This is a genomic window from Pseudomonas capeferrum (assembly GCF_013523055.1).
Lineage (GTDB): Bacteria > Pseudomonadota > Gammaproteobacteria > Pseudomonadales > Pseudomonadaceae > Aquipseudomonas > Aquipseudomonas capeferrum_A.
Window position 1 is genome coordinate 1 of sequence record NZ_JAAMQM010000035.1, and the last position, 14,573, is coordinate 14,573.

The 14,573-nt window shown below is 61.0% G+C and carries 10 protein-coding genes and 2 pseudogenes; 6 read left to right on the forward strand and 6 right to left on the reverse strand.

What is annotated here, in order from left to right; genetic code table 11:
* Positions 1-1,372 precede the first annotated feature (1,372 nt).
* Positions 1,373-2,128: an IclR family transcriptional regulator gene (locus G7009_RS26345; protein ID WP_181133206.1), complete on the reverse strand. Its 756-nt coding sequence runs from the start codon at positions 2,126-2,128 to the stop codon at positions 1,373-1,375.
* A 66-nt stretch (positions 2,129-2,194) separates the two neighbouring features.
* On the opposite strand from G7009_RS26345, the gene G7009_RS26350 reads away from it, so the two are divergent.
* From G7009_RS26350 to G7009_RS26365, 4 genes are all read left to right on the forward strand, one after another.
* Positions 2,195-3,739 (forward strand): MFS transporter, encoded by a 1,545-nt coding sequence (locus tag G7009_RS26350; protein ID WP_375139575.1) that lies wholly within the window; start codon positions 2,195-2,197, stop codon positions 3,737-3,739.
* On the forward strand, positions 3,736-4,767 hold the full coding sequence (locus G7009_RS26355) for an HlyD family secretion protein (RefSeq protein ID WP_181133208.1): 1,032 nt from the start codon (positions 3,736-3,738) through the stop codon (positions 4,765-4,767). Before G7009_RS26350 ends, G7009_RS26355 begins: the two co-directional genes overlap by 4 nt.
* 1 nt (position 4,768) lies before the next feature.
* On the forward strand, positions 4,769-6,178 hold the full coding sequence (locus G7009_RS26360) for an efflux transporter outer membrane subunit (protein WP_181133209.1): 1,410 nt from the start codon (positions 4,769-4,771) through the stop codon (positions 6,176-6,178).
* Positions 6,179-6,336: 158 nt separating this feature from the next.
* Positions 6,337-6,624, forward strand: a complete 288-nt coding sequence (locus G7009_RS26365) for a DUF3861 domain-containing protein (RefSeq protein ID WP_181133210.1) — start codon at positions 6,337-6,339, stop codon at positions 6,622-6,624.
* 329 nt (positions 6,625-6,953) lie between these two features.
* On the opposite strand, the pseudogene G7009_RS26370 reads toward G7009_RS26365, so the two are convergent.
* The 5 genes and pseudogenes from G7009_RS26370 to G7009_RS26390 all read right to left on the reverse strand — a co-directional run.
* Positions 6,954-7,118: pseudogene (locus G7009_RS26370) on the reverse strand (transposase); the annotation flags it as partial.
* Position 7,119: 1 nt separating this feature from the next.
* Positions 7,120-7,921 (reverse strand): annotated as a pseudogene (locus G7009_RS26375) (tyrosine-type recombinase/integrase); the annotation flags it as partial.
* 313 nt (positions 7,922-8,234) lie between these two features.
* The gene (gene guaA, locus G7009_RS26380) at positions 8,235-9,812 is read right to left on the reverse strand and encodes a glutamine-hydrolyzing GMP synthase (protein ID WP_181133211.1); all 1,578 of its coding nucleotides are present in this window, start codon (positions 9,810-9,812) and stop codon (positions 8,235-8,237) included.
* A 78-nt stretch (positions 9,813-9,890) separates the two neighbouring features.
* Positions 9,891-11,360 carry an IMP dehydrogenase gene (guaB, locus tag G7009_RS26385; RefSeq protein ID WP_181133212.1) on the reverse strand — a complete coding sequence of 490 codons (1,470 nt, stop codon included), beginning with the start codon at positions 11,358-11,360 and terminating at the stop codon, positions 9,891-9,893.
* Between the two features lie 96 nt (positions 11,361-11,456).
* The gene (locus G7009_RS26390) at positions 11,457-12,014 is read right to left on the reverse strand and encodes a sugar ABC transporter ATPase (protein WP_181133213.1); all 558 of its coding nucleotides are present in this window, start codon (positions 12,012-12,014) and stop codon (positions 11,457-11,459) included.
* A gap of 172 nt (positions 12,015-12,186) precedes the next feature.
* Between G7009_RS26390 and xseA the strand changes: the two genes are divergently transcribed.
* Positions 12,187-13,566, forward strand: a complete 1,380-nt coding sequence (gene xseA, locus G7009_RS26395; protein WP_181133214.1) for an exodeoxyribonuclease VII large subunit — start codon at positions 12,187-12,189, stop codon at positions 13,564-13,566.
* 3 nt (positions 13,567-13,569) lie between these two features.
* The gene (locus tag G7009_RS26400; RefSeq protein ID WP_181133215.1) at positions 13,570-14,397 is read left to right on the forward strand and encodes a M23 family metallopeptidase; all 828 of its coding nucleotides are present in this window, start codon (positions 13,570-13,572) and stop codon (positions 14,395-14,397) included.
* The last annotated feature ends 176 nt before the right edge of the window (positions 14,398-14,573 follow it).

Here is a 14,573-nt window from a genome sequence, read left to right on the forward strand (position 1 = left end):
GCGATCCTGTGGGAGCGGGTTCACCCGCGAACACCGGCAAAGCCGGTGCCATGCACCGCGTCGCATTCTTCGCGGGTAAACCCGCTCCCACAGGGTATGCGCAGCGCTTGCGGGCGTTGATTACTTCGCATGCTCGCCGGTGCTTTCTCGCGGAGACTGTTCTGAAAGCCAAGGTCTGCTATGGGTTGATAGCAGCCCCTTGCGAGTGCCTGATATCGGCCCCTAGCAGACCTTCGCGGGGGGCTGCTCACGGCCAGAAGCAGACTGCTTGGCAGAGGCGATCCTGTGGGAGCGGGTTCACCCGCGAATACCGGCAAAGCCGGTGCCATGCACCGCGCCGCATTCTTCGCGGGTAAACCCGCTCCCACAGGGTATACGCGCAGCGCTTGCGGGCGTTGATTACTTCGCATGCTCGCCGGTGCTTTCTCGCGGAGACTGTTCTGAAAGCCAAGGTCTGCTATGGGTTGATAGCAGCCCCTTGCGAGTGCCTGATATCGGTCCATAGCAGACCTTCGCGGGGGGCTGCTCACGGCCAGAAGCAGACTGCTTGGCAGATGCGATTCTGTGGGAGCGGGTTCACCCGCGAATACCGGCAAAGCCGGTGCCATGCACCGCGTCGCATTCTTCGCGGGTAAACCCGCTCCCACAGGGTATGCGCAGCGCTTGCGGACGTTGATTACCTCGCATGCTCGCCGGTGCTTTCTCGCGGAGACTGTTCTGAAAGCCAAGGTCTGCTATGGGTTGATAGCAGCCCCTTGCGAATGCCTGATATCGGCCCCTAGCAGACCTTCGCGGGGGGCTGCTCACGGCCAGAAGCAGGCTGCTTGGCAGAGGCGATCCTGTGGGAGCGGGTTCACCCGCGAACACCGGCAAAGCCGGTGCCATGCACCGCGTCGCATTCTTCGCGGGTAAACCCGCTCCCACAGGGTATGCGCAGCGCTTGCGGGCGTTGATTACTTCGCATGCTCAGAAGTTTCTCGCGGAGACTGTTCTGAAAGCCAAGGTCTGCTATGGGTTGATAGCAGCCCCTTGCGAATGCCTGATATCGGCCCCTAGCAGACCTTCGCGGGGAGCTGCTCACGGCCAGAAGCAGGCTGCTTGGCAGAGGCGATCCTGTGGGAGCGGGTTCACCCGCGAACACCGGCAAAGCCGGTGCCATGCACCGCGCCGCATTCTTCGCGGGTAAACCCGCTCCCACAGGGTATACGCACAACGCTTGCGGGCGTTGATTACTTCGCATGCTCAGAAGTTTCTCGCGGAAACTGCTCTGAAAGCCAAGGTTCTGGTCGAAAGCGGTCGCCACTGACCGTTTCGGCCCAAAACAGTCAGTAGCCATGCGAATTTAATCTGGATCACATAACCAGCACGGCATTCAAACGATGCTGCGCATAGCGGCGGTGAGATCCTTCTGACACTTGGTCAAAGCCGTCTTAATGACCTCGATGCTCTCTTCCATTCGCCATACTGGGCCGACCACGTCAATCGCATATTGACCTTGCGGTGTCTGCAACCCGACCGCCACCGCACCTACCCCTAAAGTGTGCTCATCAAAATCAGAGGCGAATCCGCTGATTCTGATTTGTTCAAGCTGCCCCAGCAATTGCTCAAGCGTAGGCGTCTTGGGTGTCAGCCGTTTAAGCTCCGTGCCCAGCATTTTCATCACGGCATTGTCGTGCATGACAGAAAGCAGGATCTTGCCGCCAGCCGTCGCGTAGATGCTCAGAAAATTTCCCGCTACCGGGGCAACCCGCAGCGCATTGGGTGACACGACTGAGTGCAGGATCAGCAGCTCAGCCCCGCTCGCGCCGATCAATATCGCACTTTCACCCGTTGCCTGAGATAACTCCTCCAGATACGGCCGGGCTTTTTGCGTGATATCGACGTGGCTGTGGGAAGCCAGACGCATCAACGCCGGACCCAGGCATACGCCGCCACGGCCATGCACTTCCAGCAGTTCTTCCTGAGCCAGCGCATCTACCATCCGCTGGACGGTAGAGCGCGGCAAACCACTTTTTTTTGCGATCGCGCCAAGGCTCAAGCCCGAGGGCTCGTCTTCCAGTGTTCGCAGGATTGCCGCCGCGCGGGCAATGACCCCGACACCACTTCGATCAGATTCAGCACTAGTCATCGTCTTGTCCAACGTATCGATATTCGGTACAGTGTATCACCAATTAGGTTTTTTACATTTCGGCGCATCAGGAACTCTCTTTTGTCAGCACCCATTTCTCCCCCTGCTCCGGCACCTTTCGGTTGGCGGTTGGCCATCGGTTTGGTCGGCGTTTTGCTCGCCGCCCTCACCTCAGGTATCAATGACCGGGTTACCGAAACCGCGCTGGTGGATATTCTAGGTATTTTCGGTTTGAGTCACGATCAAGGTACCTGGATCAGCACCGCCTATGCTGCGGCGGAAGTGAGCGCCATGCTGTTGTCGCCATGGCTGGCGATGACCTTCTCGATCCGTCGCTATGCCATCGTGGTGACCTGCGCGTTTACCGCGTTCGGCATTCTCATCCCTTTTGCACCCAACTTTGAAAGCCTGGTCACACTGCGCGTGCTGCAAGGTCTGGCAGGGGGCGCCTTGCCTCCGCTGCTGATGACCGCCGCCCTGCGATTCTTGCCATGGCACGTCAAACTCTATGGGCTTTCGGCGTACGCGCTGACGGCGACCTTCGGCCCTAATCTCGCCACGCCGCTGGCCGCGCTGTGGACCGAAGGTGGCGACTGGCGAATGGTATTCTGGCAAATCGTGCCGAGCTGCCTGATCGGCGCCGGGTTGATTGCTTATGGCCTGCCGCAGGATCCGATTCGCCTGGAGCGCTTCAAGCAGGCCGATTGGCGCGGTGCATTGCTGGGGGTCGGCGGGATTTCCATGCTGGTCATTGCGCTGACCCAGGGCGAGCGACTCGACTGGCTGAACTCCCCGCTAATCGCGTTCATGTTGCTGGGCGCCGCCACCACGCTGCCGCTGTTCCTGCTCAACGAGTGGTTTCATCCCCTGCCCCTGTTCAAGCTGCAATTGCTGGAGCGGCGCAACTTCGCCTACGGCATTATTACCCTTTGTCTGTTTCTGCTGCTGTCGTTGGCGGGGGGAGCCATTCCGTCGGCGTACCTGACCGAGATACAGGGTTATCGCTATTTGCAGACCATGCCGACCAGCTTGTTGATCGCCCTTCCACAGCTGCTGCTGGCACCGTTGGTGGCGTTTGTGATCAATCGCAATTGGGTGGACTCACGCTATGTCATCGGTGCCGGGCTGGTGCTGATGACCATCGCCTGTCTTGGCGGCTCGCTGCTGACCAGTGAATGGGTTCGCGAAGACTTCTATGCGCTGCAGATCATCCATGCGTTTGCCCAACCCATGATCGTGGTGCCTTTGCTGATGAACGCCACCGGCGTGATCCATCCGATGGAGGGCCCGTTTGCCTCCTCTATGGTCAACACCATGCGCGGGCTATTTTCGGTGGTAGGTGCTTCAGCCCTAGAAAACCTGATCACCCATCGCGAGCACCTGCACTCCAACACCCTGCTGGACGGTTTGGGCGCGAGCCATCAGGCACTCAGCCCGCTGTTCCAAAATCAATCCCTCGCGTCCGTTTCGGAGCGTGTTCAGCGCCAAGCCTTCGTACTGAGCTACAGCGATGCCTACCTGGCATTGCTGGGCGTCATCGCTGTCCTGCTTATCGTCCTGCTGACCCTGCCCAAACGCGCCTATCCACCGCAACCTCCGGTATCGCCATGAAACAACATAGAACCGCCATCAGTCTGATTTGCACGGCTGTCGTCATCTGCGCCGTTTACACCGGCTACGAAATTCTTTCCACCAGCGCTGTACAGAGTACCGATGATGCTTACGTCAGGGCCGACTCGGTGCTGATTTCCGCACGCCTGCCGGGGCAAATCACCAAGGTCCTGGTGGAAGACAACCAGCCAGTAAAGGCCGGCCAAGTATTGGCACAGCTCGATGACCGGGACTTCCTGGTCGCTCAGGCATCGGCAGCGGCCACGGTGTCTGCGGCCAAGGCCCAGTTATTGAATTTGCAAGCGAGCATTGAGCGTCAGGCCGCAGTTATCGATCAAACGGCAGCGACTACCCGTGCTACAGCGGCGTCCCTGAAGTTTGCCAAGGCCAACGAGCAGCGTTATCTGAACCTGTCGAATGCCGGGGCTGGCACCCAGCAAGAGCATCAGAAAGCCCAAGCCGACTTGCAGGGCTGGCAAGCCTCTGTTGACCGTGACGAAGCTTCCCGGATTGCTGCGACCAAGACCTTGGATGTGCTTAAGGCGCAGCTGGAAGTGGCCAAGGCCGACCTTGAGAAAGATCAGGCCGCGCTGAATCAGGCCGACCTGAACGTCTCCTACACCAAAGTTACCGCGCCGCAGGACGGAATGGTCGGCCAACGCTCGGTGCGCGTCGGTGCCTACGTGTCTCCAGGCCAGCCGTTGATGGCCGTCGTGCCGTTGCACGAAGCATTTGTGGTCGCCAACTTCCGTGAAACGCAGCTGGCGCGCATGGTTGCTCACCAAGAAGTGGAACTGCACGTCGACAGCATCCCGGATCACAGCTTCAAAGGACACATCGAAAGTGTCGCACCGGCCACCGGCGTGTCCTTTTCCGAGATTGCCCCAGACAACGCAACGGGTAACTTCACCAAGGTCGTGCAGCGCATCCCGGTCAAGATCATCTTCGAGCAGGATCAGGCTGGCCTTGATCGGCTGCGCATTGGCATGTCGGTGATTGCCAGCGTCGACACCACCAAGGGGCACTGAGATGAAGCGCACTCTGTTGTTCCTGGCCTTGGCCAGTTTGGGCGCCTGCTCCGTCGGCCCCGATTTCCATGCTCCGCACCCTGACCTTCCCGACAGTTGGAAAGACACCGTGCAGCCGGGCTCGACGCTGGCTGGCAAGAGCGACAGCCAATGGTGGCAGCAACTGGGAGACCCGCAGTTGACGGCGCTGGTCGAACGAGCGGCGAAAGCCAACTTCGACGTACGCACGGCCAATAATCGTCTTGAACAAAGCAGGGTGGCGCGTCAGGTCACCGGTAGTGAGCAGTTGCCAGGCATCAGTGCCTCTGGCGCCTACAAGCGCGCACGTAACAGTTCGGTTGGCGTCGCCGACGAATCCAGCCTGGAGGGCAAGGCGCCTTTCGAGCTTTGGAGCAGCGCCATCGATGCCAGTTGGGAGGTCGACCTCTGGGGCCATGTTCGCCGCAATGTCGAGGCCGCTGACGCCGAAGTCGAGCTGACTCGGGCGCAACGTGACGGCGTGCTGCTGAGCATCAGCGCCGAAACCGCTACCGACTACATCCGCCTGCGTGGCGTACAGGCCCGACTGGCCGTGGCCCGACAAAACTTGGAGATCGCCCGACAGAGTTATCAGCTGACCAAGACCCGTTTCGACAATGGCGTCACCACAAACCTGGACACCGCCAACTCGGCGGCGCAAGTGGCAACCATTGAAGCCGTGCTGCCCGTGCTTGGCGCGCAGCAGGAACGGTTGATCAACGCCCTGAGCCTATTGCTGGGCGAGGCGCCAAGGGCGCTGCACGCAGACCTGATCGAACCCAAGGCCATTCCCCATCCAGCGCCGGATGTGCCGGTCGGTCTGCCGTCCGAACTGGCCCAACGCCGCCCGGACATCCAACAAAGCGAGGCGGCGCTGCACCGCGCGACCGCCGCCATTGGTGTGGCAAAAGCCGACTTCTACCCGCGTATCAGCCTGGGCGCCAGTATCGGTTCACAAGCCCAGCAAGGTTCCGACTTCGGCGATTGGAGTTCTCGGACGTGGTCGTACGGTCCGAATTTTTATCTGCCGATTTTCCAGGGCGGCCGTTTGACCGGAACCTTGGAACTGCGCAAGCACCAGGAGCAGGAAGCGGCGATCAACTATCAGCAGACGGTGTTGAGCGCCTGGCATGAAGTCGACAATGCAATGACCGACTACTCCGCCGAGAGACAGCACTACACCGCATTGGAAGAGGCCGTGCAGCAGAACACCATCGCGTTGAGCACTGCGCGGGATCGATACCGCCAAGGTGCCGTGGACTTCATTAACGTGCTGGGAGTACAGCGCGCGCTGCTGGCCACCCAAAGCGATCTAGTCGACAGCGCTACGCAGGCTGCGCTTGATCGGGTGCAGCTGTATCGAGCGCTGGGAGGCGGCTGGCCCAAAGGCTGACAGCTGCTGGGGAGACGGGCGTTGCATGCGATGCCCTACCCGCCAGTGGCAAGATGTATGGTTGGGCATCATCGCCACAAGCGATGGTCAAATGAACGATGATCACTGCTCAGACGGCATGAGATGTCCGCGCTTCCCACGACCAGGAGGAATTTCAAATGAAACAGAATCGCTACAGGATTCAAATTGAACAGATTGAGGACACCAAAGGCCAGCCGGTGTCCCGCGACCCGATGAGTTTCGATGTAGGCAACCATGACGATGTTTTTCACGTCGTCGAACTCATGCGTGCCCGGGATGATTTCGACCAGAACACCTCCACCGCCTTCGCCATCGGCTTGAAGCTGTTCAGTGAGGTTATGCTGGAAAACAAGGAACACCCACTTTTTGAAGATTTCCGGCCTCATTTTGTCCAGTTCATGAAAAAGCTCAAAAGCAAAAAATAGACCTCACAGGCATCCCAGCCCGCTTGGAAAGTTTCATGAGCCGACGGACCGCTATCGGCCCAGAGTGTGTAAAAACGCTTTCGCAAACCCTTGCTATGATTTCTTTTTTACCCCGTCCAAATGACAAGAGGCTGCTAAGCCGTTTAACTGTTCCTGGGGGCGTCGTGGTACTGATCAGTTTGCGAAACGTCAGCACGGTCTCCTAGGGATGCTCCGATCAACTTGTCGCAAAGCGGCGGCAGGCCAAAAATTCTCCGGCGCGCACCGCTGTTTGCCAAAAAAAGCCCCCTGCATAGCGTTTTGAGGATTTTGTCGCCCGGTCTTCCGTGTTAAGCGCGCAACTCGCCCATACCCATCAGCTGTTTTCGAGCCATCCACAAGTTTGACAGGGCGAACAGCGTGGTCAACCGAGCCGTGTTTTTCATCAGCCCACGAAAGCGCACCCTCACGTAACCAAACTGGCGCTTGATCACCCGAAACGGATGCTCGACTTCAGTTGCGCAGCTTCATCCGTTCTTTCGGAATGGTCCACAAGGCATCGCTGAAATTGATCTCGTCCCAGGTGGCGTTGGTCAGCTCACTTTTGCGCACCATGGTGAGCAACAGTAGCTTGGCCGCAGCTCTTACGGATGAGGCGGTGCCGATGCGGTCCATGTATTGGTACATCAATGCGATTTCGTCAGGGCCCAAAGCGCGATCACGGGGCTCGAACTTAGCGATGCTGGCAGGACATACCAGATCGGCCGGGTTCTCGACCTTCTGGCCACGCTCAATCGCCCATCGGAAGACCTGCATCACGATCTCACGGGAGTGCACCGCCGTCGCTGGCGCACCTCGTTCTACGATTGCATCGGTCAGCGTTCGAAGGTCCTCATGGTTGATCTCCACGAGCTTCTGATTACCGAGTTTCGGCTTCAGCTCACGCTCATAGACAGAGCGGCGCATGTCACGTGTTGAGTCGGCCATTTGATACCCGCGCAGCCATTTCTCTGCCCACGCATCAAAAGTTTCGGCACCCTTGGTGCGAGCCTCCACGGGCCGTCTCCTTACCAGGAGACTTACCAGCCGAAACCATCTTTTTAGCTTCACCCAAGCGCTCTCGCGCTTCTGCAAGCGTGATACCACCTACTCCATAGCGACCAAACGGGATCGTCTCCTGTCGGCCGTTAATGGAGTAGTTGTAACGAAACGAGATTGACCCCGCAGCCGTAACGGCCACGTAGAGTCCATCGCGGTCGTTCACCTTGTAGAGTTTTTCTTTCGATTTGAGGTTACGCAGCTTGGTATCAGTGAGCATGGAAGTCACGGATTCCACGTAAAAAAAACCATCCTCGGAAAAACACTCACACACCACGAGAACACCCAATGAAACCGGGCATATGATGAGGTTTGATAGCATGCTCCTTCCTGCTGAGGCGACAGGGTATCGAGCACGAGCACCGAGCATGATATTGGGCTCAGTCAATGCCTCGTACCATCCACATCAACACGGTACTTGGCGATGCACAAAGCTGCCAGAATTTGCCAGATACAAAAAGCCGAAAGCCCGCAATTACGCGGGCTTCAGGGTGTTTCTTGCTAGATGGTGCCGGTCAGTGCCGGACGCCCAATCATTCCCACTCGATCGTAGCCGGCGGCTTGCTCGACACGTCATAGGTAACGCGCGAAATGCCCTCGATCTCGTTGATGATCCGGCCGCTGACGGTCTCCAGCAGCTCGTACGGCAGATGCGCCCAACGAGCGGTCATGAAGTCGACGGTCTCCACCGCGCGCAGGGCCACGACCCAGGCGTAGCGACGGCCATCGCCCACCACGCCGACCGATTTCACCGGCTGGAACACGACGAATGCCTGGCTGGTCTTGTGGTACCAGTCGGCCTTGCGCAGTTCTTCGATGAAGATGTGGTCGGCGCGACGCAGCAGGTCGGCGTATTCCTTCTTCACTTCACCGAGGATACGCACACCCAGGCCTGGGCCCGGGAATGGGTGGCGGTAGACCATGTCATACGGCAGGCCCAGCTCGAGACCGATCTTGCGCACTTCATCCTTGAACAGCTCACGCAGCGGCTCGACCAGCTTGAGGTTCATCTCCTCAGGCAGGCCACCGACGTTGTGGTGCGACTTGATCACGTGGGCCTTGCCGCTCTTGGCGCCGGCCGACTCGATCACGTCCGGGTAGATGGTGCCCTGGGCGAGGAACTGGATGTTGTCGAGCTTGCTGGCCTCGGCATCGAACACGTCGATGAAGGTGCGGCCAATGATCTTGCGCTTCTTCTCGGGGTCGGACTCGCCGGCCAGGTTGCCGAGGAACTGCGCTTCGGCATTGGCGCGGATCACCTTGACGCCCATGTTCTCGGCGAACATGGCCATCACCTGCTCGCCTTCGTGCAGGCGCAGCAGGCCGTTGTCGACGAAGACGCAGGTCAGCTGGTCGCCGATGGCGCGGTGCAGCAGCGCGGCAACCACCGAGGAGTCGACACCGCCGGAGAGGCCGAGCAGCACGTTGGCCGAGCCGACCTGCTCACGAACCTGGGCGATGGCATCCTCGACGATGTTCGAGGCGGTCCACAGGGCCTGGCAACCGCAGATGTCGAGGATGAAGCGCGACAGGATGCGTCCGCCCTGCTTGGTGTGGGTCACTTCAGGGTGGAACTGCACGCCGTAGTAGCCGCGGGCATCGTCGAACATGCCGGCGATCGGGCAGCTTGGCGTGCTGGCCAGCACGTTGAAGCCGTTCGGCATCTGGGTGACCTTGTCACCGTGGCTCATCCAGACGTCCAGGCCGAAGACACCGTCGTCATCGATGTGGTCTTCGATACCGTCGAGCAGGCGGCTCTTGCCGACCACGTCGACACGGGCATAACCGAACTCGCGAAGGTCGGAACCCTCGACCTTGCCGCCCATCTGCTCGGCCATGGTCTGCATGCCGTAGCAGATGCCCAGTACCGGTACGTTCAGGTCGAACACGGCCTTGGGCGCGCGCGGGCTGTCGGCTTCATGCACCGACTCGGGGCCGCCGGCGAGGATGATGCCGCGCGGGTTGAATTCGCGGATCGCTTCATCGTCCATGTCGAACGGATGCAGTTCGCAGTAGACACCGATCTCGCGCACGCGGCGGGCGATCAACTGGGTGTACTGGGAACCGAAATCGAGGATCAGGATGCGGTGAGCGTGAATGTCGAGGGCCATGACTCAATCTCGTCAGTGGAAATCGGAAACGACACGGGGCTGTCGTGACAGCCCCGCTTTCAGGTAATGCAGGAAGCCTCAACCAACGCGGTAGTTTGGCGCTTCCTTGGTGATCTGTACGTCGTGCACGTGGGACTCGGCCATGCCGGCGCCGGTGATGCGGACGAACTCCGGCTTGGTGCGCATCTCTTCGATGGTCGCGCTGCCGGTATAGCCCATCGAGGAGCGCAGGCCACCCATCAGCTGATGGATAATCGCGGCCAGGGCGCCCTTGTACGGCACGCGGCCTTCGATGCCTTCCGGAACCAGCTTCTCGGCACCGGCCGAGGAGTCCTGGAAGTAGCGATCCGAGGAGCCTTGAGCCTGGGCCATCGCGCCCAGCGAACCCATGCCGCGGTAAGCCTTGTACGAACGACCCTGGAACAGCTCGACTTCGCCCGGTGCCTCTTCGGTACCGGCGAACATCGAACCCATCATGACGCAGGAAGCTCCAGCGACGATGGCCTTGGACAGGTCACCGGAGAAGCGGATGCCGCCGTCGGCGATCAATGGCACGCCAGTGCCTTCGAGCGCCGCGGCGACATTGGCGATGGCGCTGATCTGCGGCACGCCGACACCGGCGACGATACGGGTGGTGCAGATGGAACCTGGACCGATGCCGACCTTGACGGCGTCGGCGCCGGCTTCGGCCAGGGCCTTGGCCGCGGCGCCGGTCGCGATGTTGCCACCGATGACCTGGACCTGCGGGAAGGTTTCCTTGACCCAGCGCACGCGCTCGATGACACCCTTGGAGTGACCGTGGGCAGTGTCGACCACGACCACGTCGACGCCGGCGGCAACCAGGGCGGCGACACGCTCGCCGGTGTCCTTGCCGGTACCGACGGCGGCGCCGACGCGCAGGCGACCCTGGTCGTCCTTGCTGGCCAGTGGGTAGGCCTTGGCCTTCTCGATGTCCTTGACGGTCATCATGCCCTTGAGGTGGAACTGTTCGTCGACGATCAGGACCTTTTCCAGGCGATGCTTGTGCAGCAGATCGCGCACTTCGTTCTTGTCGGCGCCTTCGCGCACGGTGACCAGGCGCTCCTTGGGCGTCATCACCTCGCGGACGGTGACGTCCAGGCGGCTTTCGAAGCGTACGTCACGGGAGGTCACGATGCCGACCAGGTCACCGTCGTGCAGCACCGGGACGCCGGAGATGTTGTTCAGGCGGGTCAGCTCGAACAGGTCGCGCACGGTGGCGTCGGCCTCGATGGTGATCGGATCCTTGACCACGCCGGCCTCGAACTTCTTGACCTTGCGGACTTCGGCCGCCTGCTGCTCGATGGTCATGTTCTTGTGGATGATGCCGATGCCGCCTTCCTGGGCCATGGCAATGGCCAGGCGCGCTTCGGTGACGGTGTCCATGGCAGCGGAAATCAGCGGAATGTTCAGCTCGATGCCACGGGTCAAACGGGTCTTGAGACTGACTTCATTAGGCAGTACTTCGGAATAACCGGGCACTAGGAGAATGTCGTCGAAGGTCAGGGCTTCTTGGCTGATACGCAGCATCGCGGGGGCTCCCGGGCGGGAAAATGGAAGCGCGCCATTATACTCATCCGGGCCGCCGCACTCAATGCAAAAGAATTGTATCGGCGCGGCCTCCGGTCATTCGCGCGGTAATCGGACCTGTACGACCGCTACCGGCTGATCCAGCCAGTCGGCGAAGGCATCGATGAATGCCTGAGTGAAACCGGCATCGCCCCAATTGTTGAAGATGAAGCCCAAGTTGGAAAACGCGCACGGCTGCAGGAACAGGAAGCCATTGATGTCGTCCTCGAAGCCGCACAGCGGGCAGGTGAAATTATCGGTCTGGCCGGGCATCCATTCCTCGAGGCTTTCGAACAGCGGCTCGCCCACCTCTCGCCGGCATTCGGGGCAGCCGGCCTCGTGGAGGAAGCCTTCGACAGGGGTGAAGATGCAACGCTTGGTGACCACCTCCAGGCCGTTGATCGGCTGGTCGAAGGGGAGACGGTCGGGGTGCAGCGCCACCTTGCGCGCGCCCTCGCGCAGCGCGTAGGCCATGCGATTGCCGGTACGCCCGCAGGTGCTCAACTGCTCCTCGATGATCTTTTCCCTCACCAACCAGCGCAGGATGGCGCGGGCACGCGGCTCGTGCACCGCCACGGTGGACAGCTTGGGAACGATGATGCTCTGGGTACTCATGCAAGAACGACCTGGACACTGCGAAAACCTGATTCTACCTGCCCACCCAGCCTTCCAGGTAGCGACCGATCGAGCCAGGCCGCCGGCCGGCAAGAACGGTCCAGCCAGACTACTTCGGAATCCTCCCACCCTCGCGATGAACTCTGGCGGCGAATCCTTTATAGTGCCTTGCATGATCAGAGACCCTTTCGAACGACTCGGCCTGGACCGCGAGGTCCTCACCGTCAGCCAACTCAACGGCCGCGCCCGCGTGCTGCTCGAGGATGTTTTCCGCAGCGTCTGGGTGGAAGGCGAGATCTCCAACCTTGCCCGCCCGGCCTCCGGACACATGTACTTCACTCTCAAGGACAACGGTGCCCAGATACGCTGTGCGCTGTTCCGGCAGAATGCCGCGCGGGTCCGCCAGGCGCTGCGTGATGGCCTGGCGGTGCGGGTGCGCGGCAAGGTCTCGCTATTCGAGGGGCGTGGCGACTATCAGTTGATCCTCGACACGGTGGAGCCGGCCGGTGACGGCGCCTTGCGCCTGGCATTCGAGGCACTGAAGGAAAGGCTCGACGCCGAGGGGCTGTTCAGTATCGAACGCAAGCGTCCGCTTCCCGCCCACCCGCAACGTATCGGCATCATCACCTCGCCCACCGGCGCGGTGATCCGCGACATCATCAGCGTGTTCGGACGCCGCGCACCGCAGGTCGAGCTGAACCTGATTCCCACCGCCGTACAGGGCCGCGAGGCCATCGGCCAGATCGTCCGAGCCTTGCAACTGGCCGACAGCCGTGGGTTCGACGCGTTGATCCTGGCGCGTGGCGGCGGTTCGCTGGAGGACTTGTGGTGCTTCAACGAAGAAGCCGTGGCCCGCGCGGTCGCGGCCTGCGTCACGCCCATCGTCAGCGCGGTGGGTCATGAAACCGACGTATCGATCAGCGATTTCGTCGCCGACGTTCGGGCACCTACACCTTCAGCGGCTGCCGAACTGCTGGCACCGGACAGCAGTGGCCTGCAACAGCGTCTCGAAGGCTTGCAACGGCGCCTGCTGCTGCGCATGCGCAACCGCCTGACCCACGATCGACTGCGCCTGGACAGCCTGGCCCGGCGCTTGCGCCATCCCGGCGAACGCTTGCGCCAGCAGGCCCAACGTCTGGACGATCTGGACATGCGCCTGCGTCGCGCCTTCATGCTGCAGATGAACCTGCGTCACCAGCGCGTCGATCGCCTCGACACGCGTCTGGCCGCCCAGCATCCTGGCCGTACGCTCAAGCTGTTGAGCCAACGCCTGGACAGCCTGGCCGAGCGCCTGCCGCGGGCCATGCGCGACGTCCTCAAGGACCGTCGCCAGCGCTTCCAGGCGCAACTACAGACCTTGCAAGTGGTCAGTCCTCTGGCAACCCTCGCCCGCGGCTACAGCATTCTCCTCGACGAGCGTGGACAAGCCGTGCGCAGCGCCGCCCAGACCCGCAACGGTCAACGCCTGACCGCTCGCTTGAACGAAGGCGAACTGCAGGTGCGGATCGAGGACAACCACCAGACTCCGGTCACCCTCTCACTTCTGGACTGACGCATGCCCCGCCTGTCGACCTCACTGCTCGCACTTTCCCTGCTGCTGCTTGGCACCTGCGCCCAGGCCAGCTACATCACCCGACAATTGAACAAGCCCGTGCCCGGCGGCGTCGCCGTGGTCGACCTGGGTCCCTCGGTGGCCGCGCCCGCCGCGCGCTTCGATGGCAAGCCCGTTCTCGTGGTCAAGGAGCAGGAGACCTGGCTGGCCATCGTCGGCATCCCCCTCGCCCAGAAACCCGGCAATGCCTCGTTGGCCCAAGGCGATCGCACAGTGAGCTTCACGGTCGGCAACAAGGATTACCCGCAACAGCACATTACCCTGAAGAACAAGCGCCAGGTCAATCCCAACCCTGCCGACCTCAAGCGCATTGACCGCGAACTGGCCGAGCAGACCAAGGCCTACCGCAGCTTCAGCCCGAACCTGCCGAGCAACCTGATGCTCGACAAACCGGTCAATGGCCCGCTGTCGAGCAAGTTCGGCGTGCGCCGCTTCTTCAATGGCGAGGAGCGCAACCCGCACGCGGGCCTGGACTTCGCCGTGCCCGCGGGCACGCCGATCAAGACACCTGCCAACGGCAAGGTCATCCTGCTCGGCGACTACTTCTTCAATGGCAAGACGGTGTTCGTCGACCATGGCCAGGGTTTCATCAGCATGTTCTGCCACCTGTCGCGCACGGACGTGAAGCTGGGCCAAGAGCTGCGCCGCGGCGAAGTGGTCGGCCGGGTCGGGGCCACGGGCCGGGCCACCGGACCGCATATGCACTGGAACGTCAGCCTCAATGATGCGCGGGTGGATCCGGCGATTTTCATCGGTGCATTCCAGCCCTAGACGGATCTGCTTTATTAGATCATTTGGAGCTGCCGCCATATCTGTGGGAGCGGGTTTACCCGCGAACAAGGGCGTAGCCCTTACCGTACACAGGTGGTGACAAGGAAAGCCCCTTCGCGGGTAAACCCGCTCCCACAGAGACGGCGGCAGCTCCACGCATATTCTTTGCGTGACAG